The organism is Klebsiella sp. F11 (assembly GCF_056712265.1).
The window spans coordinates 626,305-648,819 of record NZ_CM160060.1 but is presented as its reverse complement, the minus strand read 5'-3'; the positions used below and the strand labels follow the sequence as shown (position 1 = coordinate 648,819).

20 protein-coding genes are annotated in these 22,515 nt (G+C 60.5%); 7 read left to right on the top strand and 13 right to left on the bottom strand.

Annotated features, from left to right (window positions below):
• Positions 1 to 44: 44 nt before the first annotated feature.
• The 5 genes from AC1M2H_RS03300 to AC1M2H_RS03280 are packed head-to-tail and all read right to left on the bottom strand — an operon-like array spanning position 45 to position 5,357.
• Positions 45 to 602 (bottom strand): histidine phosphatase family protein, encoded by a 558-nt coding sequence (locus tag AC1M2H_RS03300; protein WP_480150273.1) that lies wholly within the window; start codon positions 600 to 602, stop codon positions 45 to 47.
• Positions 593 to 1,651: an MBL fold metallo-hydrolase gene (locus AC1M2H_RS03295; protein WP_480150272.1), complete on the bottom strand. Its 1,059-nt coding sequence runs from the start codon at positions 1,649 to 1,651 to the stop codon at positions 593 to 595. Before AC1M2H_RS03295 ends, AC1M2H_RS03300 begins: the two co-directional genes overlap by 10 nt.
• The gene (locus AC1M2H_RS03290) at positions 1,648 to 2,676 is read right to left on the bottom strand and encodes an ABC transporter ATP-binding protein (protein WP_480150271.1); all 1,029 of its coding nucleotides are present in this window, start codon (positions 2,674 to 2,676) and stop codon (positions 1,648 to 1,650) included. The genes AC1M2H_RS03295 and AC1M2H_RS03290 overlap by 4 nt, the downstream gene beginning before the upstream one ends.
• On the bottom strand, positions 2,664 to 4,376 hold the full coding sequence (locus tag AC1M2H_RS03285; protein WP_480150270.1) for an ABC transporter permease: 1,713 nt from the start codon (positions 4,374 to 4,376) through the stop codon (positions 2,664 to 2,666). The genes AC1M2H_RS03290 and AC1M2H_RS03285 overlap by 13 nt, the downstream gene beginning before the upstream one ends.
• Before the next feature lie 3 nt (positions 4,377 to 4,379).
• On the bottom strand, positions 4,380 to 5,357 hold the full coding sequence (locus tag AC1M2H_RS03280; RefSeq protein WP_480150269.1) for an ABC transporter substrate-binding protein: 978 nt from the start codon (positions 5,355 to 5,357) through the stop codon (positions 4,380 to 4,382).
• Between the two features lie 133 nt (positions 5,358 to 5,490).
• On the opposite strand from AC1M2H_RS03280, the gene AC1M2H_RS03275 reads away from it, so the two are divergent.
• Entirely contained in the window at positions 5,491 to 6,279 is a 789-nt protein-coding gene (locus tag AC1M2H_RS03275; protein ID WP_480150268.1) for a DeoR/GlpR family DNA-binding transcription regulator, read from the top strand.
• A 4-nt stretch (positions 6,280 to 6,283) separates the two neighbouring features.
• Here AC1M2H_RS03275 and dhaR read toward each other — a convergent pair whose 3' ends face one another.
• Together dhaR and AC1M2H_RS03265 are read right to left on the bottom strand one after the other, a co-directional pair.
• Positions 6,284 to 8,197: a dihydroxyacetone kinase operon transcriptional regulator DhaR gene (dhaR, locus tag AC1M2H_RS03270; protein WP_480150267.1), complete on the bottom strand. Its 1,914-nt coding sequence runs from the start codon at positions 8,195 to 8,197 to the stop codon at positions 6,284 to 6,286.
• Between the two features lie 118 nt (positions 8,198 to 8,315).
• Complete coding sequence (locus AC1M2H_RS03265; protein WP_480150266.1) at positions 8,316 to 9,413, bottom strand: glycerol dehydrogenase; 1,098 nt, start codon at positions 9,411 to 9,413, stop codon at positions 8,316 to 8,318.
• 604 nt (positions 9,414 to 10,017) lie between these two features.
• Between AC1M2H_RS03265 and dhaK the strand changes: the two genes are divergently transcribed.
• From dhaK to AC1M2H_RS03245, 4 genes are all read left to right on the top strand, one after another.
• Positions 10,018 to 11,088, top strand: coding sequence for a dihydroxyacetone kinase subunit DhaK (dhaK, locus tag AC1M2H_RS03260; protein ID WP_480150265.1), 1,071 nt, complete (start codon positions 10,018 to 10,020; stop codon positions 11,086 to 11,088).
• A gap of 10 nt (positions 11,089 to 11,098) precedes the next feature.
• Positions 11,099 to 11,731: a dihydroxyacetone kinase subunit DhaL gene (dhaL, locus tag AC1M2H_RS03255; protein ID WP_480150264.1), complete on the top strand. Its 633-nt coding sequence runs from the start codon at positions 11,099 to 11,101 to the stop codon at positions 11,729 to 11,731.
• Between the two features lie 10 nt (positions 11,732 to 11,741).
• Complete coding sequence (gene dhaM, locus AC1M2H_RS03250) at positions 11,742 to 13,163, top strand: dihydroxyacetone kinase phosphoryl donor subunit DhaM (protein WP_480150263.1); 1,422 nt, start codon at positions 11,742 to 11,744, stop codon at positions 13,161 to 13,163.
• Positions 13,164 to 13,240: 77 nt separating this feature from the next.
• A complete protein-coding gene (locus AC1M2H_RS03245) occupies positions 13,241 to 14,890 on the top strand; it encodes a glycerone kinase (protein WP_480150262.1) in 1,650 nt (549 codons plus the stop codon).
• A gap of 84 nt (positions 14,891 to 14,974) precedes the next feature.
• Here the strand turns inward: AC1M2H_RS03245 and AC1M2H_RS03240 are convergent, their stop codons facing one another.
• Positions 14,975 to 15,751: a siderophore-interacting protein gene (locus AC1M2H_RS03240; protein WP_480150261.1), complete on the bottom strand. Its 777-nt coding sequence runs from the start codon at positions 15,749 to 15,751 to the stop codon at positions 14,975 to 14,977.
• Between the two features lie 236 nt (positions 15,752 to 15,987).
• Between AC1M2H_RS03240 and AC1M2H_RS03235 the strand changes: the two genes are divergently transcribed.
• The gene (locus tag AC1M2H_RS03235) at positions 15,988 to 16,533 is read left to right on the top strand and encodes a PadR family transcriptional regulator (RefSeq protein WP_480150260.1); all 546 of its coding nucleotides are present in this window, start codon (positions 15,988 to 15,990) and stop codon (positions 16,531 to 16,533) included.
• A 253-nt stretch (positions 16,534 to 16,786) separates the two neighbouring features.
• On the top strand, positions 16,787 to 18,166 hold the full coding sequence (gene ygjG, locus AC1M2H_RS03230; RefSeq protein ID WP_480150259.1) for a putrescine aminotransferase: 1,380 nt from the start codon (positions 16,787 to 16,789) through the stop codon (positions 18,164 to 18,166).
• Between the two features lie 134 nt (positions 18,167 to 18,300).
• On the opposite strand, the gene AC1M2H_RS03225 is transcribed toward ygjG, so the two are convergent.
• The 5 genes from AC1M2H_RS03225 to lsrB all read right to left on the bottom strand — a co-directional run bounded on the left by AC1M2H_RS03225 (position 18,301) and on the right by lsrB (position 22,514).
• On the bottom strand, positions 18,301 to 18,780 hold the full coding sequence (locus AC1M2H_RS03225; protein ID WP_480150258.1) for an Hcp family type VI secretion system effector: 480 nt from the start codon (positions 18,778 to 18,780) through the stop codon (positions 18,301 to 18,303).
• A 199-nt stretch (positions 18,781 to 18,979) separates the two neighbouring features.
• Positions 18,980 to 19,693 (bottom strand): hypothetical protein, encoded by a 714-nt coding sequence (locus tag AC1M2H_RS03220; protein ID WP_480150257.1) that lies wholly within the window; start codon positions 19,691 to 19,693, stop codon positions 18,980 to 18,982.
• 618 nt (positions 19,694 to 20,311) lie between these two features.
• Positions 20,312 to 20,605 (bottom strand): (4S)-4-hydroxy-5-phosphonooxypentane-2,3-dione isomerase, encoded by a 294-nt coding sequence (gene lsrG, locus AC1M2H_RS03215; RefSeq protein ID WP_480150256.1) that lies wholly within the window; start codon positions 20,603 to 20,605, stop codon positions 20,312 to 20,314.
• Positions 20,602 to 21,489, bottom strand: a complete 888-nt coding sequence (lsrF, locus tag AC1M2H_RS03210; protein WP_480150255.1) for a 3-hydroxy-5-phosphonooxypentane-2,4-dione thiolase — start codon at positions 21,487 to 21,489, stop codon at positions 20,602 to 20,604. Before lsrF ends, lsrG begins: the two co-directional genes overlap by 4 nt.
• An 11-nt stretch (positions 21,490 to 21,500) precedes the next feature.
• Positions 21,501 to 22,514 carry an autoinducer 2 ABC transporter substrate-binding protein LsrB gene (gene lsrB, locus AC1M2H_RS03205; protein ID WP_480150254.1) on the bottom strand — a complete coding sequence of 338 codons (1,014 nt, stop codon included), beginning with the start codon at positions 22,512 to 22,514 and terminating at the stop codon, positions 21,501 to 21,503.
• Position 22,515 lies beyond the last annotated feature (1 nt).

Here is a 22,515-nt window from a genome sequence, read left to right as displayed (position 1 = left end):
GCGCCGGGGCGGAAGCGTTCGGAAGGAGGCGGATGGGGGCGGGCTTAGCGCTCGTCGGCTTCCTCCAGTGGGACGATGCGCCACTCGTTCGGCTGCTGTCCGGGTGAAATCCACATCGGCACCACGTTACCGAGACGGAGGCCGTAGGGAGTGCCGAGCGCATGGCGGCGCAGCACGCGAAACACGCCGGAATGGGCGATAATCAACGGCCGCTCGTACTGCGACAGGATCGTATTCAGCGCGCCGGTCACCCGGTGGCAAAACGCTTCCCAGCTCTCCCCACCCGGCGGCGTCTCTTCATAGGGCGGCTGCTCCGTCCACGGACGCTGCTCTAACTCCCCCCAGTCCCGCTCGCGCAGATCGTCGAACACCGTATAGGGTACGTCGGGGAGCGCCAGCTCGGCCGTTTGCCGCGCGCGCAGCAGCGGGCTGACGGCGACGCCGTTCCAGCGATAGCGGCCCAGCAGCGCGCGGACCTCCTGCGCCTGCAGTTCGCCCTCCTCGGTGAGCGGCACGTCCGTACTTCCGCCGATCAGTTTATCCCGGTTCAGGGCCGTTTCGCCGTGGCGAACGAAGACAAAAGGCTTACAGATTATTGGCATAGTTCCATCTCTATCGTCGGATGAGTCATAATTTGGCAGCCCAGCGCCTGCTGCCACTGAAGCGGGTTGTCAATGGCGGTAAACAGCGGCGCGAAATAGCGGCAGGCGAGCTGAGAGACCAGCGTTTGCAGGCAGCTGACGGTGGGGTGAACGTTCCAGCGGCAAAAATCGACGTCGCCCGCCAGCCACTGCTGATGCGCAAGCTGGTTCAGATGGCCGGTAAACAGGGTTCGATGCTGAAAATCCTCCCGCGCCCGCAGCGCGCCCGCCATGCCGCTCATGCCGTCGGGGTCGGCGGCCAATACCAGCGGCGCGCGGGGCGAAAAGAGCGGAAGCGCCGCGGCCAGCGACCGCAGCTCCGCGGCGGCGCCATGCTGCAGGCTGCCGTCGTCATGCTCCGCCATCTGCGTCAGCATGCTCAGGCAGGCGGCGTCCATGGCGATATCCGCGCGGTTTTCGCGCGCCATCAGCAGCGCCAGCTCGGCGGCGCGCCCGGAGGGCGGCACCGGGCAGAGGGTCGGCTGCAGCAGATGCGCGCGCAGCTTTTCCCGCTGCCGGCTTTGCGGCGCATCGTATAAGCCGTAGGAGGCATCCACCAGCGCCAGCCGCGCGGGCGGCGGCACGTCAAAGCGGAACAGCAGTGACTCCATGCTGATATCACCGCTGTAAAACAGGCCGCCCGCCACGTTCAGATGGAACCACATCCCGCCCCAGGCGTGGCCGCAGCTGCCGGTGGTGACGGTTATTTCGCCGAGGGAAAATTGCCCGCGCACCACCACCGGGTGGACGTTGCGGCCCGCAGGCAGCGCCTGGGCGGTGACGGCGCTGCAGTAGACGGGAATCTCCGCCGGCAGGCGGTTCAGCCCGGCAATATGATCCACATGATCGTGGCTTAGCAGAACCGCGTCGATATCCGCCGGAACCGGCCACGGCGCCTCGTCCGGCTCCAGCGCGCCGCCGGCATCCAGCAGGATGCGCTGGCGCGGCGTGCTCAGCAAAATGGCCGCCGGCGCCTTGCGGCCCTGGCCGCTAATGACCTCGATCTTCACGCCGCCTCCAGACGCCAGCCCTGGGTCAGGCGTACGCTGACGCTCTGCTGCGCCCGCAGCGGCGAGTGGTGGAAGGCGCTCAGCGGCTGTCCGTCCGCGAGGCGTAAATCCACCAGATAACGCTCTCCCTGATAGATACAGTTTTCCACCTCCGCGCTCAGCCCGCTATCCGCGAGCTGCACGTGTTCCGGGCGCACCAGCACCGGCTGCGCCGCCGCATGCTGGCTGGCGGAGAAGCCCGCGTGCAGCAGCGCGCAGTCCAGCTGGCGCTGCTGGCCGGGGATCGCCAGCGACAGCACCTGCCCCATACCGATAAAGCGCGCCACCCAGGCGTTTTGCGGCTGCTGATAGAGCTCCTGCGGCGCGCCCCACTGCATGAGCGCCCCCTGATGCATCACCGCGATATGGCTGGCCAGCGCCATCGCCTCCGCCTGGTCGTGCGTTACGTAGACAAAGGTCGCGCCGGTGCGGCGGTGAAACTCGCGGAACGTCTGCTCCATCGTCGCCCGCAGGTGGCGATCGAGGTTCGCCAGCGGCTCATCCAGCAGCACCACCTGCGGCTCGGAGACCAGGCAGCGCGCCAGCGCCACCCGCTGACGCTGACCGCCGCTCAGCTCCTGCGGCGAACGCCCGGCGTAGGCTCCAAGCTCGACCACTTCCAGCGCCTCCATCACCCGCTTCTGCCGGGCGACGCCGTTAACTTTACGCAGCCTGAGCGGATAGCCGACGTTCTCCGCCACGGTCATATGCGGCCACAGGGCGTAGGACTGAAACACCATCCCCATATCGCGCTGCTCCGGCGGCAGGTGGACGGCGCTATCCGCCAGCAGGCGATCCCCCAGCAGCAGGCGCCCTTCGCTCAGCTGCTCGAGGCCGGCAAGAATGCGCAGCGTGGTGGTTTTGCCGCAGCCGCTCGGCCCCAGCAGCGCGGTAAAGGCGCCCTGCGGGATGGTCAAACTCAGGTCCCGCACCACGGCCTGGCTGCCGAACACTTTACCGAGCCGCTCCAGCCTCAGTTCTGCCATGGGATCACTCCTTTGGGTAAATATCTGCCGAGCGCGCTGAGCAGTAGCATCACCACCGCCACCACCGCCACCACCAGTACCGACACCGCCGACGCCAGCACCTTATCTCCGCTCTCATCAAGGTTGAAAATCATCACCCCCAGCGTCTCTTTCCCGGCGCTCCACAGCAGCGCCGATACCGTCAGCTCGTTGACGGCGGAGAGGAACACCAGCAGCGCGCCGGCAAACGCCGCCGGCGCCATCAGCGGCAGCACGATGTGGCGCAGGCGCTGCGAAACGTTCGCCCCGGCGAGGCTGGCGGCCTCCTCCATCGCCGGGTCCAGCTGCAGCATGCTGTTGTGTACCGGCTTGAGGCAGACGGTTAGGAAACGGGCCAAATAGGCAAAAAAGATAATCGTCAGCGTCCCGATAAGGCTGATATTCAGCAGCGGCAGCGGGCGGGCGAACAGCAGGATGCAGGCGATCGCCAGCACCACGCCGGGCAGGGTGTAGGGAATATCGATAATGGCGTGCAGCCAGCGCAGCGGCCGCGTGGGATGGCGCACCAGCAGCCACGCCAGCGGCAGGCTGAGCAGCATCAGCACCGCCGCGGCGCAAATCGAGAGCAGCATGCTGTTGGTCAACGCGCGCCAGGTGGCGCTCTGGGCGTCAACGACGCCGCGCCAGGCGGCAAAGGTCAGGGTCTCGCCGTTGAGCGGCACGCCGAGCGTCGGCACCAGCGAGGTGGCGATCAGCGCCAGCAGCGGCGCCACCAGAATAGCGAACAGCACGACGCCCAGCAGCGCCTCCGTCGCCAGCCGCCACTTACCCAGCGAGAACCCCAGCGCCCGCCCCGCCATGCCGATCAGCGGCAGCGCGTAGCGGCGCTGCATATGGCCCTGGACGATGACAATCCCGATCGCCAGCACGCCCATCAGCACCGACAGCGCCGCCACCTCGTTGAGCATCGACGGGCCGAAGCTGGAGAGCGTCTGGTAGATATAGACCGGCAGCACAAACAACGAGATCGGGATCCCCAGCATCGCCGGAATGCCGAAGTTGCCGAGGGCGGAAACAAAAGCAATCGCCGCCCCGCCCCATAAGGCCGTGCGGCACAGCGGCAGCACGATATCGAAAAAGACCCGCCACAGCGAGGCGCCGTTGAGCCTTGCCGCTTCGATATGCTCCTTCGGCAGGCACTGCAGCTGCGTGCGCAGGGCCAGAAACACCAGCGGCGCATGCTGAATGCCGAGCAGCAGGGCGATCCCCTCGGCGGAGTAGAGCGGATTAGCGCTGCCAAATCCCGGCGCCAGACCGATGCTGTTGAGCAGAATGCTGCTCGGCCCGAAGAGCTGTAGCCAGCTCAGGGCGGTGACCTGCGGCGGGATCATCATCGGCAGCATAAACAGGAACACCCACACCGGTTTAAAGCGGATATTGGTTAGCGCCAGGCAAAAGGCGAACAGGCTGCCGAGCAGCAGCGAGATCAGCGTTCCCAGCCCGCTGGTATAGAGGCTGTTGTACAGCGCGTTCCAGGTCGCGGGGTTGCTCAGCACGCGCCACAGGCTGCTGTCGCTGCCCTGCCGCCAGTCGAGCAGCGCCGCGATGAGCAGGCGCAGGCTGGGCAGCAGGCTGACCAGCGCCACCAGGCATAATAACAGCCACAGCAGCCCCTTCAGCGAGCCGCCGCCGGCGTTTTGCCGCAGGGTCATATCGCTCATCGATTAGCGGCTGCCGAACAGGTCGGCGAAGCGCTTTTTGTTCGCCTCGGTGTCGGCCAGCGCTTTGGCGGCGTCGAACGGCATCAGCTTAATGCTGTCGCGCGGCGGAAAGCCCTTCGGCACCGGCAGGGACGCATCGGCCGGCAGGTAGCCCTGCTGCAGCACAAGCTTCTGCCCCTCGGGCGAGAGCAGGAAATCGATAAACGCCTTCGCGCCCTGCGGGTTTTTGGCGTTCTTCAGCATCGCCACCGGCTCGGTGACGATGCTGACGCCCTCTTTCGGGAAGGTAAACTCGATGGGCGCGCCCTTGGCCTTTTCGCGAATGGCCATGTAGTCCACCAGCACGCCGTAGGCCTTGCTGCCGGAAGCGATGGCGTTCATCACCGCGCCGTTGCCGCTTTGCGGCATCGCGCCGTTCTCTTTTAGCTTCTCGTAGTATTGCCAGCCGAGGTCGGGAGCGCTCATCAGCGTCGCCTGATGGATTTGCGCCGCCCCGGAGTATAGCGGACTGGGCAGCGTGGTCATGTTCTTCAGCTCCGGCTTGAGGAGATCCAGCCAGGAGGTGGGTTTAACCGGCGCCCTGGTATTCCAGGCGATGCCGGTGGTGATAAGCTTAGTGCCGTAGTAGTAGCCGTCTTTATCATACAGCTGGGCGTCAAAGCGGCCGGCCTGCGGCGAGCGATAGCCGGCCAGTAAATTCTGCTGCTTCAGGGCTTCCATAGTGACGCTATCGGCGATCAGCAGCACGTCCGGCGCGCCGGCGCCGGCGGCTAATTCGGCCTGCAGGCGGGCGGTCAGTTTCGTGGTTCCGTCACGGATCCATTTCACCTCAATGTCAGGGTGCGCTTTTTCAAAGGCGCTGACGGTGGTCTGCGCGTCTTCGTTGGGCTGGCTGGTGTAGAGCGTCAGCGTCGATTTGGCAAAAGCCGATGCGCTCATGATGGTCAGCAGCATCGCCGCCAGCGCGTTTTTGTTATTCATCGTTCCGTCCCCGTGTTTTCGTTGCGACGATTAAAACAGGGGAATCTGACAAAAATATGACCACCTTCTTTCGTAGTCATAGTTTCATATTGCCGCGCTAGCATGGCCGAAAATAGCGTGACAGGAAGGAAACATGACACCGGAAACCCGTCGCAGCGCCATTGTCGCCCTGGCGACAGAACGCGGCGAAATCAGCATTGAAGCGCTGTCCAGGCACTTTGGCGTCTCGCTGCAAACCATACGCAGCGATCTGCGGGAGCTGACGGCGCAGGGGCTGCTGCTGCGCCGCCACGGCCTGGTCGCGCCTTTCGCCCGCGAAAATATCGCTTACCAGCAGCGGGAGATCGTCAATATCAACGGCAAACGCTGGATTGGCGAGCAGGTTGCGCAGCTGCTCTGCGGGGTGCAAAGCTGCTTCCTCGGCACCGGCACCACGGTGGAGATGGCGGCGCACGCCCTGCCGAAGAGCGTTTCTCTCGCCGTCTTCACCAACAATCTGCACGCCGCGCAGCCGCTCAGCCAGCTTCCGGAGTGCGCGCTGACCATCGCCGGCGGGCGTATCCGCAAGCGCGATCTGGATATTATCGGCGGCGACGCCCTGGCGTTCTTTAGCCGCTACCGGGTGGATATCGGCGTGGTCTCCGTCGGCGGCATCGACGAAGCCGGCGAGCTGTACGATTTTAACGATGATGAAGTAGTGGCGCGGCGGGCGTTAACCGCCGGCGCGGACGTCACGGTGCTGGCGATCGACAGCACCAAGTTTGGCCGCACGGCGCTGTGCCGCAACGGCCACGTCGGTGATTTTGACTACGTCGTCAGCGAGCGTCCCCCGACGGCGCAGCAGCGGGCGAGGCTGGCCCAGCGCCGAACGCAATGGCTGTGCCGCGACGCCGCCGCTGCCCTGCCGCTGTACGGCGAGTAGGCGCCTACTCCAGACGTTTACGCTTAAACTGGCCGGCGTCGATGTCGTACTGTTTCATCTTGCGCCACAGCGTGGTGCGCCCGATATTCAGCAGCTGCGACATCTCCTGAACCCGGCCGCTGGTCACCCGGGCGGCGTGGATAATCGCCTCTTTTTCAATGGCGCTGAAGGTCAGGCTGGCGGGAAGCAGCGACGAGGAGGTATCGCTGCCGGTACGTTCGGTAAACAGGTACTCCGGCAGGTTGCTCAGGCGCACGTGCCCGTTGTCGCTGCTGATCGCGACGTTTTCAATAATGCTGTTCAGTTCAAAATCATTCCCCGGCCAGGAGTAGTTCACCAGCTGCGCCAGGGCGTCGTCGTCCACCTTCAGGCGCGACGAGAAGCGCTTTTCCAGACTCCGCAGGCGGTTATGCACCAGCGAGGTGATACTGCTGCGCCGCGCCCGCAGCGGGGGGATCACGATTTCAAATGAGTGCAGCGCGTAGTACAGCTGGCGGCTAAAGCGGTTCTGCTCCACCAGGTTGGCGAGGTCGACGGTGGTCGTCGCGATCACCTTGACGTCCACCGGGATCAGCCGCCGGGCTTCGAGGCGGGTTAATACGCCCTGCTTAATGACCTGCAACAGCGCCGACTGCAGCTCCGGCGCCAGGTATTCGATTTTTTCCAGAAACAGGGTGCCGCCGTTGGCCAGCTCCAGCCGGCTCAGGCGGCCGTTTTCGTCGTCGGTCGGCGCGCTGCCCATAAAGTCCTGCCCGAGCGCGCCGTCGGCGTACAGCTGGCAGTTCACCGCGATATAGGGGCCGCCCGCGCGCTCGCTTTCGTTATGGATCGCCTGGCCGAGCAGCTCTTTGCCGACGCCCTCCTCCCCGCACAGCAGCACCGGAAAAGCGCCCCTCGCCGCCTGGCGACCAAAATGGATCAGCCGCCGGGTTTCCGGATCGTCCGCCGACATCTGCTCGAAGGTGTGGCTCACCTTGCCCAGCTGGCTGGTCATCAGCTGGCGCATCTGCTCTACCGGGTGCAGCAGCAGAATAAAGCTGTTGCCCTGCTCTTCGACAATCGGCTTCAGCGTAATCACCGCATCGACGAACTGGTGCTGGCTTTCGAAGGTGACCTCCGCATGGTTCAGCCCGCGCGCGTGCTTAATCGCCCGGCGCAGCAGCGCCGGCAGGGTGACCAGCTCATTAATATTGCGCCCCTGGCTGGCCTGCGCGTCGAGATGCAGCAGCGTCGCGGCCCGCGCGTTAAGGAACTGCAGGGTCCCCTGTTCGTTCCACGCCATCACCCCGTCGTCCATGCTTTCCAGCAGGCCGTACATCTGATTCAGATGGCGGTTGGACTCCGCCAGCAGGCTGTCGGTGAGCAGAGAATTGCCCACCTCCCGAGCGATGGCGAGGGTTAGCGACAGATCCGACGTCGCCTGTTGCTCCGTCAGGCAGCACAGCGAGATCGAGCCAAACAGCCGGCCGTGGTTATCAAACACCGGCGTCGAGCTGAACGACCACGGCCGCAGCGCCTGCTTAAAGTGGCTGTCGCCGGCGGTTTTTACCGGCTGCCCGAGCATCGAGGCCAGGGAGAGCGCGCAGCTGCCGATGATGCTTTCCGCGCAGTAGCTGCCGTCGCGAAAGCCCAGCCCGGCAAGCTGGTCAAGGGTCTGCGGATCGCCGCAGCGGCTGAGAATGCAGGCGGATTCGTCGAGGATAAACAGCCCGCAGGGGCGGTTATCCATAAACTCCCAGGCGTCCTCCAGCGCCGCCTGGCCAATCGTCAGCAGCGCGGTCTTGCGCCGGCAGATCGATTCAAACGTCAGCCCCTGCGCCTGGTGCGGCGCCTGCCAGGTTTCCCGCTGCATAAACTTGCTGCAGCGATGCCATGACTGGGTTATCACCGAAGAAAAGCTCTGAGTCTGCGCAGTCATATCCGTTTCCGCTGTGTTAAAAACGACTGTGTTAAAAACGACAACCCCTCCGGCAGTCGCTGCCGAAGGGGAGAAAAGGCCTCTTTGCTCTCCGGAAAAGAGGCTTAGCGGCGCGCTGTCACCGCGCCAGCCACTGCTGCCCCAGCAGATCGGCGGTCAGAATCGCGGCGTAGACGCTGCTGGCGGTGACCGGGAACGGCATATTGTGGATGGTTTCGCCCGGCGCGCAGGTCGCCTGCGCCACGGCCGCAATTTTCCCTTCGATATCCTCCTTGACGCCCATTTGCGCAAGGGTCACCGGCAGACCCACCTTCTGGCAGAAGTTCAGCACCGTTTCAATCTCTTCCAGCGGGCTGTTTTGCAGCACCAGCTGGGTCAGGGTGCCAAACGCCACTTTTTCGCCGTGGTACAGATGGTGGCACTCTTCCAGAATAGTAAAGCCGTTGTGGATCGCGTGCGCCCCGGCGAGACCGCTGCTTTCAAAGCCGATACCGCTGAGGTAGGTATTGGCTTCGACGATGCGCTCCAGGGCGTCGGTGACCACTCCCGCCTGGGCGGCAAGACGCGCCTTTTCCCCCTCGGCCAGCAGCGTATCATAACACAGGCGCGCCAGGCTCAAGGCCGCCGCCGTGGACTGGCCGCCCGCCATGCTGGTAGCTCTGGCGTCAAAGCAGGCCTTCGCTTCAAACCAGGTGGAGAGCGCGTCGCCCATCCCGGCCACCAGCAGGCGCACCGGCGCTTTGGCGATAATCGCCGTATCCATCACCACCATATCCGGGTTTTTCGGGTAGATCAGATACTCTTCAAACTCCCCCGCTTCGCTGTAGATAACCGACAGCGCGCTGGTTGGCGCATCGGTGGAGGCGATGGTCGGGATAACCACCACCGGCAGCTTCTGGTAAAAACCGATGGCCTTCGCCGTATCAAGCGTCTTGCCGCCGCCAACCCCCACCACGCCGCGGCAGCCGTGCTGCTGCAGAATCGCGCTCAGGCGGTTGATTTCCGCATGGCTGCACTCGCCGTTAAAGCGCTCGGCGTGGCAGCTAATATTGTGGCTATGCAGGCCGTTAAGCACCTTGTCTCCCGCCAGCTTCATGACGAAGTCGTCGGCAATCACGAAAAAGCTGTCCGCCAGGTTTTTGGCGTACTCGCCGAACAGCGTGGATGCATCGGGTCCCTGGAGATATTTGGCTGGAGATTGAATAACTTTTAGCATTCCTTTCATCCTCAAATAAGTGCATTTTTTTACATGATGAGCTCTATGAGCTCTGGCGCCGCTGCGTTCAGCCTTCTACTAACGAGGGGAACGGGAGCGCTGCCGGAGCGATGCAATCACTGTAGGGCGAGCGGAGAGCAAAAAAATCTTTCGCCTTTTTGTTCTGATATGGAACAGTAAAAATATTTTTGCGTTTCATATTGAAACATTAATCGCGATGAAACGCCGGGATTGCGATCCCGATCCGCCCGTTCAGCGAAAATTTGCGCAGCAGGCAGCATAGCTGACCGGTAAATCGGCCTCTTGCCGCGAAAAAAAACTAAAAACCCGCTTCGTCATCGCCGCTTATCCGCCGTGCGGCGGTATGAAAAAAACTGCTCTGGGTCGCATTTTGCTTTTTTCTTCGCAATAAACGTTTCATTACAGAACATTTATTAGCAATCGCGTTCCGGAATGAAACCAACTTCGGGCAGATTTTATTTTTCGTCAACTCAGCCAGAATCACTACATCGCCGGGCATCTCTCATCAGCTGGCGAAACCCTACACGATGACCGCCTCCGCCAGCAGAGAGGCCGCATCGAACCACTGCGACGGAGCATGAAGATGAAAAAACTGATTAATCGTGTCGAAGATGTCCTGAGCGAACAGCTGGCGGGCCTGGCGAAGGCCCATCCCGAATTAACGCTGCATCAGGACCCGGTGTACGTCACCCGCGCCGATGCGCCGGTCGCCGGCAAAGTGGCGCTGCTCTCCGGCGGCGGCAGCGGGCATGAGCCAATGCACTGCGGCTACATCGGTCGGGGCATGCTCTCCGGCGCCTGTCCCGGGGAGATCTTCACCTCCCCGACGCCGGATAAAATGTTTGAGTGCGCGATGAACATCGACGGCGGCGAAGGCGTGCTGCTGATCGTCAAAAACTACACCGGCGATATTTTGAATTTCGAAACCGCCGCCGAGCTGCTGCACGAGAGCGGCGTCAAGGTCACCACCGTGGTGATCGATGATGACGTGGCGGTGAAGGACAGCCTCTACACCGCCGGCCGCCGGGGCGTGGCCAACACCGTGCTGATTGAAAAGTTGGTAGGCGCCGCCGCCGAACGCGGCGACTCGCTGGAAGCCTGCGCCGAGCTGGGCCGCAGGCTCAATAACCTCGGCCACTCCATCGGCGTCGCCCTCGCGGCCTGCACCGTTCCGGCCGCCGGGCAGCCCTCCTTTGAGCTGCAGGATAACGAAATGGAGTTCGGCGTCGGCATCCACGGCGAACCGGGGATTGACCGCCGCGCCTTCAGCTCTCTCAACCAAACCGTGGACGAAATGTTTGCCACCCTGCTGGAAAACGGCACCTACAGCCGCACCCTGCGCCAGTGGGACCCGGCCAAAGGCTGCTGGCAGGACGTCCAGCAGAGTAAACAGGCGCTACAGAACGGCGACCGCGTCATCGCGCTGGTCAACAACCTCGGCGCCACGCCGCTGTCGGAGCTGTACGGCGTCTACAACCGCCTCGCCGAACGCTGCGAAGAGAGCGGGATCGCCATCGCCCGCAGCCTTATCGGCAGCTACTGCACATCTCTGGATATGGTGGGCTTTTCCATCACCCTGCTGAAGGCCGACGACGAGACGCTGGCCCTGTGGGATGCCCCTGTCCACACCCCGGCGCTGAACTGGGGCCATTAAGGAGCACAACATGTCACTGAACAGAACCCAGATCGTTAACTGGCTCTACCGCTGCGGCGAGATCTTTACCAAAGAGCGGGATTTTCTCACCGGGCTGGATAAAGAAATCGGCGACGCCGACCACGGCCTGAACATGCATCGCGGCTTCAGCAAGGTGGTGGAAAAGCTGCCCTCGATTGCCGATAAGGACATCGGTTTTATCCTTAAAAATACCGGGATGACGCTGCTCTCCAACGTCGGCGGCGCCAGCGGCCCGCTGTTCGGCACCTTCTTTATCCGCGCGGCCCAGGTGACCCAGGCGCACCAGAGCCTCAGCCTCGACGAGCTGTACCAGATGATGCGCGAAGGCGCGGACGGCGTGGTCAACCGCGGCAAGGCGGAGCCGGGAGATAAAACGATGTGCGACGTCTGGCTACCGGTGGTGGAATCGCTGCGCCATTCCAGCGAGCAGCATCTGTCGCTGCACGCCGCGCTGGACGCCGCCAGCCAGCAGGCGGAGATCGCCGCCCGCGCCACCATCACCATGCAGGCGCGCAAGGGCCGCGCCAGCTACCTCGGCGAGCGCAGCATCGGGCATCAGGATCCGGGCGCGACCTCGGTGATGTTTATGATTCAGGAGCTGGCCGCGGCAGCCAAAGAGTAAGGAAAAAGCGATGGTAAACCTGGTGATTGTGTCTCATAGCGCCCGTCTGGGCGAAGGCGTCGGCGAGCTGGCCCGGCAGATGTTAATCGGCGACGGCTGCCGGCTGGCGATCGCCGCCGGGATTGACGATCCCGAGAGCCCGATCGGCACCGATCCCATTAAGGTGATGGAGGCCATTGAGTCCGTTGCCGACGCCGATCACGTGCTGGTGATAATGGATATCGGCAGCGCCCTGCTGAGCGCCGAAACGGCGCTGGATCTTCTCGATCCGGCCATCGCCGCGAAGGTTCGCCTCTGCGCGGCGCCGCTGGTCGAAGGTACGCTGGCGGCGACGGTCAGCGCGGCGACGGGATCAACGATCGACAAGGTTATCGAGGATGCCATGAACGCGCTGGAAGCCAAGCGCCTCCAGCTGGGGTTACCATCGCCCGCCCAGGCCGCCCCCGAGGCGGCTCCCTTTGCCGATGACGACGGCGCGCGGTCGGTTTCGGTGGTGATTCACAACCACAACGGCCTGCACGTTCGTCCGGCCTCGCGCCTGGTGGCGGCGCTAGCCGGCTTCAGCGCCGATCTGCTGCTGGAGAAAGACGGCAAGTGCGTGGCGCCGGACAGCATCAATAAGATCGCGCTGCTGCAGGTGCGCCGCGACGACAGGCTAAGGCTGCTGGCCCGCGGGCCGGATGCCGAGGCGGCGTTGGCCGCATTCCAGGCGCTGGCGGCGGAGAATTTTGGCGAGCAGCCGGATGCCGCCCCGGCGTCCCCCGCCCCCTGCGCCGCGCGGGTCCAGGGGAAGGCGCTGCTTTATCCCCTGCCGCATGCCGAGCCGCGGCGGCGAAACAGCGCCAATAGCGTCAAAGAGCAGCGGCGCCTGAAGCAGGCCATCGACCAGACGCTGGCGGATCTCAACGCCCTGACCCGGCTGGCGGAGGAGCGCTACTCCGCCGATATCGCGGCCATTTTCTCCGGCCATCATACCCTGCTCGACGACCCGGAGCTCTATGACGCCGCCTGCGCCATCCTGAGCAAGGAGCAGTGCTGCGCCGAGTGGGCGTGGTACCAGGTGCTGGTCGATCTCAGCCAGCAGTATCGCCGGCTGAGCGATAGCTATCTGCAGGCGCGCTATATTGATATCGAAGATCTGCTCCACCGCACCCTGCACCATCTTCAGGGCCGCAGCGAGCTGCCGCTGGCGGTAAATGAACCGGTGATTATCATCGCCGATAATATCTTCCCCTCTACCGTCGTGCAGCTCGACGCCCGGCAGGTCAAAGGCATCTGCCTGCAGGAGGGAAGCGACGTTTCCCACGGCGCGATTATCGCGCGCCAGGCCGGGATCGCCTGCCTGTGCCAGCAGGGCGACGCGCTGAAAACGCTGCGCAGCGGCGATGCCATCACCCTTGATGTCGCCGGAAGGCGCATTATCCGCAGGTAGCCCGCTTCCTGCCGACTGACCTCACGCCGGAGGCCGCGCCTCCGGGGATTTTTTTCGCTCAACCTCCAGGAACCGTTATGTCTCAATTCTTTTTTAATCAGCGCAGCAGCCTCGTCAGCGACGTTATTGAAGGGGCGATTATCGCCAGCCCGTGGAATAACCTCGCGCGGCTGGAGAGCGATCCGGCGATCCGCGTGGTCGTGCGCAGCGATCTGAATAAGAGCAACGTCGCGGTGATCTCCGGCGGCGGATCCGGCCACGAGCCGGCCCACGTGGGCTTTATTGGTAAAGGTATGCTCACCGCCGCCGTCTGCGGCGATATTTTTGCCTCACCGAGCGTCGACGCGGTGCTGACGGCCATCCAGGCGGTCACCGGCGAAGCGGGCTGCCTGCTGATCGTCAAGAACTATACCGGCGATCGCCTGAACTTTGGCCTCGCGGCGGAGAAAGCGCGCCGTCTGGGCTACCGCGTCGAGATGCTGATCGTCGGCGACGATATTTCGCTGCCGGATAACAAACATCCGCGCGGCATCGCCGGGACCATCCTGGTACACAAGGTGGCGGGCTACTTCGCCGAACGCGGCTACAACCTGACAACCGTGCTGCGTGAAGCGCAGCACGCGGCGAACAACACCTGCAGCCTCGGCCTCGCGATCTCCAGCTGCCACCTGCCGCAGGAGGCTGAAGAGGCCCCGCGTCGTCATCAGGATCGGGCCGAGCTGGGGATGGGCATCCACGGCGAGCCCGGCGCCTCAGTTATCGCCACCCAGAACAGCGCGCAGATTATGCAGCTGATGGTGGAGAAGCTGACCGCGGCCCTGCCGGAAACCGGCCGCCTGGCGGTGATGCTCAATAATCTCGGCGGCGTGTCTGTCGCGGAAATGGCGATCCTCACCCGCGAGCTGGCTAACACCCCGCTCCATCAGCGCATTGACTGGCTGATTGGCCCGGCTTCGCTGGTCACCGCCCTGGATATGAAAGGCTTCTCGATTACCGCGATCGTGCTGGAAGAGAGCATTGAGAAAGCGCTGCTCTCCGAGGTGGAAGCCGCCGGCTGGCAGAAGCCGGTTCAGCCGCGCGCCGTCGGCGTTATGCCCTGCTCGCTGCGCAGCAGCCGCGTCGAGTTCCAGCCTTCAGACCATAGCGTGGTGGCGGGCTACGTCGGGACGGTGACCGCCACGCTGTCCGATCTTGAGGCTCATCTGAACGCGCTGGATGCCAAAGTCGGCGACGGCGACACCGGCTCAACCTTCGCCGCCGGCGCACGCGACGTGGCCGACATGCTGACTCTCCGCCAGCTGCCGCTCGCCGACCTCGCCACCCTGTTTGCGCTGATCGGCGAACGCCTGACCGTGGTGATGGGCGGCTCCAGCGGCGTGCTGATGTCTATTTTCTTTACCGCCGCCGGGCAGAAACTGGAACAGGGCGCCGGCGTCGCCGAAGCGCTGAACGCCGGTCTGGCGCAGATGAAGTTTTACGGCGGGGCGGACGAAGGCGATCGCACCATGATTGACGCGCTGCAGCCGGCGCTGGCGTCGCTGCTGGCGGCGCCTGAAGACCTGCGGGCGGCGTTTGCCGCGGCCGAGGCCGGGGCGGAGAGCACCCTTCACGCCAGCAAAGCCAACGCCGGGCGCGCGTCGTATCTCAATAGCGACAGCCTGCTGGGCAATATGGATCCGGGCGCCTACGCGGTGGCGATGGTGTTTAAGGCCCTGGCGGAGAAATAGAACGAGTCGGACATTCCCGCAGGCGCCTGCGGGAATGTAGGAAAGCTGGGAGTTTTGGCAATACGGCCCGGGATTGCGCGGCGCTTACTTACTGTGCCAGTAGGCCTGGGAGCGCACCAGCTGCGGGTCAATCTCTTCCCCCTTAAAGCGCTCAAGCAGCGATTTCACCACCGCGCCTTCACCGGTCACCCAGATAAAGTAGTCCTCCGCCGGGACGTTCACCTGCGCCAGACGTTCGGCAACGGCGGACGGATTATGGCCCACCAGCCACTCAATGTTGAAGCCTTCGAACTCCGCCAGATAGTCTTTATATGATTCATCGGCGATGGTGACGATCGCCGTCACCTGCGGCCGAACCGGCAGCTGGCTTAATGCCCGCAGGCGGCGAAGCAGCGCGGGCATGCCGGACTCATCGCCAACGTACAGCTGCCAGGCATAATCTTCCGGCACCACCAGCGAGCCGCGCGGCCCGCCAATCACCAGCTTATCGCCAACGCCTGCCTCCAGCGCCCAGCGGCTGGCGATACCGCCGTCATGAATAAAGAAATCATAGGCCAGCTCGTGGCGTTCGGCGTCGTACAGCGGCGTGTAGTCGCGGCTCGCCGGGCGCACGCCCTCGCCCCAGTTAATACCTTCATCCGTCACCTGCGGCGGCGTAAAGGTCGCCCCCTCCTGCGGGAAAAAGAGCTTGGTATGGTCGTCAAAACCCTGCGAAACGAAACCATCCAGCGCTTCGCCGCCCAGCACGATACGCTGGAAGCCGGCGCCCACGCGCTCCACGCGCAGCACGGTGAGCTCGCGGAAACGGAGTTCGTTTTGTACGCGTTGCGGATACTGCGTTTTTTTCATTGTTGTCATCATCAGCGGCCTTCGTGAAATTAAATAGATATATCTAAACTTGCTGCAAATGATAATGATTGCCATTAAAAAAGAATGCAAGATCTTTTTTGATATAGCCTAACCAAAGGGCATAAAAGTCCAAAAAGTAACTTAATATCCTTTTATTTCAATTCATTGAAATTAACACCTTCATCATGCTTGCCTGGTAAATACATTTAGATATAAATTAGATATATCAAAATAAACAGGAGCTAACGATGCACAACCATCATGAAGAAGAGCACGACTCGCGCGATCATCACGCTGAACGAGGCGATCGCGGGCGAAGAGGCGGCGGGCGGCGCCAGCGCTTCTTCGGTCACGGCGAGCTGCGGCTGGTTATCCTCGATATCCTCACCCGCAGCGCCAGCCACGGCTACGAGCTGATTAAAGAGATCGAGAGCCTGACCCAGGGCAACTACAGCCCGAGCCCGGGCGTTATCTACCCCACCCTCGACATGCTGCAGGATCAGGGGCTGATCGGCGTTGAAGAGGAAAACGGGCGCAAAAAAATCTCAATCAGCGAAGACGGTCGCCGCCTGCACGAGGAAAACCTGCCGTCCCTGACCCATATTCAGGAGCGTCTTCAGGCGCGGATGGTCGGCTACGAGCTGCGCAAAAATCCGCAGATGAAGCGGGCGCTGGGGAATTTTAAAGCCGTGCTCGATTTAAAAGTGAATCAGCAGGCCATCAGCGAAGCGCAGCTCAAGCAGATTATTGCCGTCATCGACCGCGCGGCGATGGAGATTTCCCAGCTCGATTAAACCGTCGCGGTGCGCTTCTGCCCCGGCGTTGGGCAAAGCGCACCGCGGCGAAGCACGCGGCCCAGGTCCGCGGAGCGCATGCCGCGCCCGCTCAGGAGTAAAGCATGCCAATAATATCGCTATAAGATTAAATATTGCGCAATCGCGCTTTCACGCTGCGTTTATCCCGATTTTCAGCTCCTGCACCGAAGTGGCGTAATCCCTGCAATACTTAACTCAGTATCATGTGATACGCCCATCCCAGGAGCACACTTTGAACAGGTTACCTTCCAGCGCATCGGCTCTGGCCTGTAGCGCACACGCACTGAATCTCATTGAGAAGCAAACGCTCGATCATGAGGAGATGAAAGCACTTAACCAGGAGGTCAGAGAGTACTTTAAAGAGCACGTGAATCCGGGGTTTTTAGCATATCGAAAATCTGTTACCGCTGGCGGGGATTACGGAGCCGTAGAGTGGCAGGCGGGAAGTTTAAATACGCTTGTCGACACCCAGGGGCAAGAGTTTATTGATTGTCTGGGTGGCTTTGGAATTTTTAATGTAGGGCACCGTAATCCAGTCGTTGTTTCCGCCGTAGAGCACCAGCTCGCTAAGCAACCTCTTCATAGTCAGGAACTGCTCGACCCCCTGCGGGCCATGCTCGCCAAAACGCTGGCGGCCCTGACCCCGGGCAAGCTGAAGTACAGCTTCTTTTCCAATAGCGGCACCGAATCGGTCGAAGCGGCGCTGAAGCTCGCTAAAGCCTATCAGTCCCCGCGCGGCAAGTTTACCTTTGTGGCTACCAGCGGCGCTTTCCACGGCAAATCGCTGGGCGCGCTGTCCGCTACCGCCAAATCGACGTTCCGTAAGCCGTTTATGCCGCTGCTGCCGGGATTCCGTCACGTGCCGTTTGGCGACATCAACGCCATGCGCACGCTGCTCAGCGAGTGTAAGAAAACCGGCGATGACGTCGCGGCGGTGATCCTTGAGCCGATCCAGGGCGAAGGCGGAGTGATCCTGCCGCCGCAGGGCTATCTCCCGGCGGTGCGTAAGCTGTGCTACGAGTTTGGCGCGCTGCTGATCTTCGACGAAGTGCAGACCGGTATGGGCCGCACCGGCAAAATGTTTGCCTGCGAGCATGAGAACGTCCAGCCGGACATTCTGTGTCTCGCCAAGGCGCTCGGCGGCGGCGTGATGCCGATTGGCGCGACGGTTGCCACCGAGGAGGTGTTCTCGGTGCTGTTCGACAACCCGTTCCTGCACACCACTACCTTCGGCGGTAACCCGCTGGCCTGCGCCGCGGCGCTGGCGACGATCAACGTTCTGCTGACGGAGAATCTGCCGGCGCAGGCCGAGCAGAAAGGCGACCTGCTGCTGGACGGCTTCCGCCTGCTGGCTCGCGAGTATCCGGAACTGGTAAACGAGGTCCGCGGTAAAGGGATGCTGATGGCCATTGAATTCGTGGATAACGAAATCGGCTATAGCTTTGCCAGCCTGATGTTCCGCCAGCGGGTGCTGGTGGCCGGCACCCTGAACAACGCGAGGACGATCCGCATCGAACCGCCGCTGACGCTGACCCTCGAGCAGTGCGATCTGGTGCTGAAGGCGGCGCGGAACGCGCTGGCCGAGCTGCGGGTTTCAGTGGAAGAGGCCTGAGGATAGTCAACAAAAAGCCCGGTGAAAACGATATTCACCGGGCTTTTTTACGCCTGCCGTTCCGTCATACTGACCCGGGAGACGCGTTATCGCCCGGCTTTCATCCTTATACAATGCGCCGTTTGCCCATCAAGTTAATATGTCGCCCATTCATTCCATGAGTCAGTATAGATAATATTACCATCGCAATGCTTCCAGGTAATTTTTTCATAGCGCATAAGAACCGTTTCAAGATGCGTTCCTGTATTTGCTCCTGGGTATAAATCCGGTGTGATTGACGTCAGCTTTACGTTTTCAAGAATAATATTGAAGTACTCCTGCTCTAATCCAGCCTCAATAATCTGGTACATTTTGAACGTCGCCGATTGCAGGGTTTTCCCGGTGCTTAGCGCGCGATAAAGCATTGGAGTCACGCGATCGAATTCTTTTTGGAACATGATCGGCATATGAACACGCGTACCGGTCAGTTTTCCGGTATTGCCGTCAACTGGAATATTGACGTTATCGGTGAACGATTTCAACTCGATAGCACCTTCACGACCCAATACAAGCGATGGGCCAACCATCGGTGAACCATTTTCATCCGTCAACCATAAATAAGCTGGGTTCGACATAAAAGATCCTTTTCGTAGTAATTATTTGTCGTACTTATCAAATCGTGCCGTAAACTTAGGTAATATAATGATTAGTACTATGATTGAAACTACTGTTAGTGCCAACCAATATCTCGGGAAGAATTCAAGATAAAAAAAAGCAAACCCTATAAGGCAAACCAAAAGAAGTCCTTCATTAAAAATAAGTGACAGTATGGTTTTAAACATAGTATTTTCTCTTTACAGCAGAATAAAAACAATCGAAATTCTGATAATATTTTATCTGAAAATTTTTTATCATGTCGGATAAAATGGGTTCAAGAAAGTAGTAAAGCATTTCTAATTCTGCGTTGTAGAGTATTGCGTAGTATTTTGGTTCCAGCATTTTTAGCCTACGGGCAGCAAGAGCACATTTCTGATCGCTCCCAAATACCTGGAATATCCAAACAACTTTAGGAACCCGCACTGCAAGCCTTTCAACAATCGTACGAGATACTAACTCTGACATTGATAATGCCTCAGACAAGGCAACTGCAAGGCCCAAACGCGTAGCCCTATTTGCTGGCATACTGGCAACAATCCCTGCGGCTATTGAATCAGTAGAACGCATCATGCCCTTTTGGTTTCCATTTTCCGTATCATCTATGACCATTTGAAAGTAGAGGTAGAGCATATGACCTATCACGTCACGGTATCGGTAAATGGAACGGATGGAATATATCATCCTTTTTTCTTCGGAGTACAATTGCTCGCAAATATCGTGATATGACGGGATAAGACATGAGGAATACCAGCTTACCCGCTCAATTCCTGAGTAAATATCAGAACCAATACCCTTCATTGCTTTCCATGTGGAGGTCACGCCCTGTTGTCCATAAACAGCTAACTGCCTGTCACTTTGTAACTTCATCTTTAAATAGCTTGAGGCCTTCATAAAGTGTCCTTACTTTTAATATTGTTACATGGAATATATGCCGAAAAAACAAACAACTCAAATAAAAATCACAAAAAAACTTTAAACTCTCGAAGTGTTCATTCGTAGAGTGCTAATTAATACTTTAATTAGCAGTTCATTTCTGGATGTATAAACATGCTGAATATATCAAGAGTGGGATTCATTGGAGCCGCTAACGGTATTAAGGCATAACCATACACGCGACATAAACAATAAAAAAAGATCGCAGTGCGCTGCGGTAAGAATAGTGAAGGATGATACATCTAAACCGAATATTGTAGAAGCGACGTGAGAATAAATTCATTCTGTTGTACGAAAGGATTATTTATGGAGGGAGGCTCTCAATTGAAATTTAAATTCCCGAAGCAAATTATATTTTCCAGATCAATGAATGGATAAGGCCCATACTGCGAACCACTCTTTGGTTTACTGAGCAATAAAATCTTTCTTCACCACGGCGTTAAAATCGCCACCAATGACCTGGCCCCTAAAGTGGTACATCCCCGTATCCACGGAAATGTCCCTCGCCCCCCTCCAGCCGGGACGTGGCCTGCGGTAATCCGTTCGCCGGACGATCCCGCAGGCCAGTTTCCGATGCTATTCCGGCAGCAGGCCAATAAAGCTGCGCTTCTGCCGCGGCTGCGACATCATCTCATCCAGCTTCTCGACGCAGGCCAGATAGTGCGGCGTTTTTTTGTGTGCCAGCACCGCTTCGTCATCCGTATAGGCCTCATAGATGAAGAACCGCGTCTTCACCTCCGGGTCCTGCAGAACGTCGAAGCGCAGGTTGCCCGGCTCCTGCAGCGCCCCTTCATGGTTCGCGCGAAAGACCTCGAGAAACTCACGCACCCGCTCCGGCTTGATATTAATTTCGACCAGCGTCACATTCATTTCAGCTCCCCCTGCTTCTCCTCCTGCCAGAACTGATACGCCTCGCGGGCGCTCATATTCTCGTGGACCACTTTCTTCACCGCCTTCAGCATAGCGCGCGGCGCGCTGGACTGGAAAATATTGCGCCCCATATCGACGCCGGATGCGCCCTGGTCGATCGCTCGCCAGCACATCTCCAGCGCCTCCTGCTCCGGCAGTTTTTTGCCGCCGGCGATCACGATCGGCACCGGGCAGCTGGCGGTGACTTTTTCAAAGCCTTCCTCAACAAAATAGGTTTTTACGAACTGCGCCCCCATCTCGGCGGCAATGCGGCTGGCCAGCGAGAAATAGCGCGCGTCGCGGGTCATCTCTTTGCCGACCCCGGTAACCGCCAGCACCGGCATGCCGTAGCGGTTCCCGGCGTCCACCAGCTTAATAATGTTGCCGATCGACTGATGCTCGTATTCGCTGCCGATATAGACCTGCGCCGCGACCGCGCAGACGTTGAGGCGCAGCGCGTCCTCCATCGTCACCGCCACGCACTCGTTGGAAAGCTCACTGAGGATCGAGTTACCGCCGGAGGCGCGCAGCACCACCGGCTTGTTGGTGCCCGCCGGTACCGTGCTTCTTAAAATACCGCGGGTACACATCAGCACATCGGTCTCAGCGAACAGCGGGGCGATGGAGAGATCGATCCGCTCCAGCCCGGTGGTCGGCCCCTGAAAATAGCCGTGGTCGAAGGCCAGCATTACCGTGCGGTTGCTGTGTGGGTTAAAGATGCGCGCCAGCCGGGACTGCATCCCCCACTCCAGCGAGCCGCAGCCCTTCAGGCCGTAGAGCACGTTCTGCTGCGGTCGACCCAGGCCAAAGTCCTTCCCCTCTTTGATATCGTCTAAATCTGCCATTTCATCCCCCGTCAGAAGTCGTAGTTATTGATGTTCTCTTTGGTGAACACCACGCGCTCCGGCAGCAGCACGATGCCGTTGCCTTTCGCCTCATACTGGTAGCCCTGGACGCTGTTCGGCTCGACCTTCAGCGTCCCGATATCTTTCACATCCACGCTATCGCCGACGTTAAGATCGCCTTTTTTCAGCAGACGATCGGCGACGTTAACCGCAATTTTCCCCTGCTGGACCACGTCCCACAGGCCGAAAGCCTTCACCGTGCCGCGCTCGACGTACGGACGCATGACGTTCGGGGTGCTAAAGCCGACGATCGCCACTCCCTGACGTTTGAGGTTCTCCGCCGCCTGCGCCGCCGCCGGCAGCGCGTTGGCGTCCGGGGCGATAATGGCGTCGAGATCCGGGTAGGCTTTTAAGATGCCTTCAGCGGTTTGCAGCGATTTGGTGGCATCGTTATAGCCGAACTGGGTGGTCACCACCTGCCAGTTCGGATGCTCTTTGGCAATCTTCGCTTTGGCCTCTTTAACCCACTGGTTCTGGTCGGTTACCGTCGGGCTGGAGTAGAAGAACGCCACCTTAGCGGCGGGTTTGGTCACCTGCTGCGAGGCCATATCCACCAGCAGGCCGCCGAGCTGCTGCGGGGTGCCCTGGTTGATGTAGATGCTGCGGCACTCGGGTTTGGTATCGGAGTCCCAGGTCAGCACCTTCACGCCGCGCTGCATCGCGCGCTTGAGCGCCGGGCACAGGCCGTCCGGCGACACGGCGGAGACGATAATCGCGTTGTAGCCCTGATTGACGAAGTTGTTGATCAGCTGAACCTGCCCGGAGACGCTCGGTTCGGTCGGGCCGTCGTAGGTGACGTCGACGCCCAGCGCCTTGCCCGCCTCTTTCGCGCCGTTGCCGCCGCTGGTAAAGAAGCCCACGCCGACGAGTTTAGGGATAAAGGCAATGCGGTCTGCGGCCTGGGCGGTCGCCACGCTCAGCGCCAGCGCCAGGGCGCTCATCTGCAGGATTCGTTTGGTGTTCATC

What these genes read in the sequence shown, in the direction of transcription:
- AC1M2H_RS03300 (WP_480150273.1), bottom strand. Translation starts at nt 602, where the DNA reads ATGCCAATAATCTGTAAGCCTTTTGTCTTCGTTCGCCACGGCGAAACG.
- AC1M2H_RS03290 (WP_480150271.1), bottom strand. Translation starts at nt 2,676, where the DNA reads ATGGCAGAACTGAGGCTGGAGCGGCTCGGTAAAGTGTTCGGCAGCCAG.
- AC1M2H_RS03285 (WP_480150270.1), bottom strand. Translation starts at nt 4,376, where the DNA reads ATGAGCGATATGACCCTGCGGCAAAACGCCGGCGGCGGCTCGCTGAAG.
- AC1M2H_RS03280 (WP_480150269.1), bottom strand. Translation starts at nt 5,357, where the DNA reads ATGAATAACAAAAACGCGCTGGCGGCGATGCTGCTGACCATCATGAGC.
- AC1M2H_RS03275 (WP_480150268.1), top strand. Translation starts at nt 5,491, where the DNA reads ATGACACCGGAAACCCGTCGCAGCGCCATTGTCGCCCTGGCGACAGAA.
- dhaR (WP_480150267.1), bottom strand. Translation starts at nt 8,197, where the DNA reads ATGACTGCGCAGACTCAGAGCTTTTCTTCGGTGATAACCCAGTCATGG.
- AC1M2H_RS03265 (WP_480150266.1), bottom strand. Translation starts at nt 9,413, where the DNA reads ATGCTAAAAGTTATTCAATCTCCAGCCAAATATCTCCAGGGACCCGAT.
- dhaK (WP_480150265.1), top strand. Translation starts at nt 10,018, where the DNA reads ATGAAAAAACTGATTAATCGTGTCGAAGATGTCCTGAGCGAACAGCTG.
- dhaL (WP_480150264.1), top strand. Translation starts at nt 11,099, where the DNA reads ATGTCACTGAACAGAACCCAGATCGTTAACTGGCTCTACCGCTGCGGC.
- dhaM (WP_480150263.1), top strand. Translation starts at nt 11,742, where the DNA reads ATGGTAAACCTGGTGATTGTGTCTCATAGCGCCCGTCTGGGCGAAGGC.
- AC1M2H_RS03245 (WP_480150262.1), top strand. Translation starts at nt 13,241, where the DNA reads ATGTCTCAATTCTTTTTTAATCAGCGCAGCAGCCTCGTCAGCGACGTT.
- AC1M2H_RS03240 (WP_480150261.1), bottom strand. Translation starts at nt 15,751, where the DNA reads ATGATGACAACAATGAAAAAAACGCAGTATCCGCAACGCGTACAAAAC.
- AC1M2H_RS03235 (WP_480150260.1), top strand. Translation starts at nt 15,988, where the DNA reads ATGCACAACCATCATGAAGAAGAGCACGACTCGCGCGATCATCACGCT.
- AC1M2H_RS03225 (WP_480150258.1), bottom strand. Translation starts at nt 18,780, where the DNA reads ATGTCGAACCCAGCTTATTTATGGTTGACGGATGAAAATGGTTCACCG.
- AC1M2H_RS03220 (WP_480150257.1), bottom strand. Translation starts at nt 19,693, where the DNA reads ATGAAGGCCTCAAGCTATTTAAAGATGAAGTTACAAAGTGACAGGCAG.
- lsrG (WP_480150256.1), bottom strand. Translation starts at nt 20,605, where the DNA reads ATGAATGTGACGCTGGTCGAAATTAATATCAAGCCGGAGCGGGTGCGT.
- lsrF (WP_480150255.1), bottom strand. Translation starts at nt 21,489, where the DNA reads ATGGCAGATTTAGACGATATCAAAGAGGGGAAGGACTTTGGCCTGGGT.
- lsrB (WP_480150254.1), bottom strand. Translation starts at nt 22,514, where the DNA reads ATGAACACCAAACGAATCCTGCAGATGAGCGCCCTGGCGCTGGCGCTG.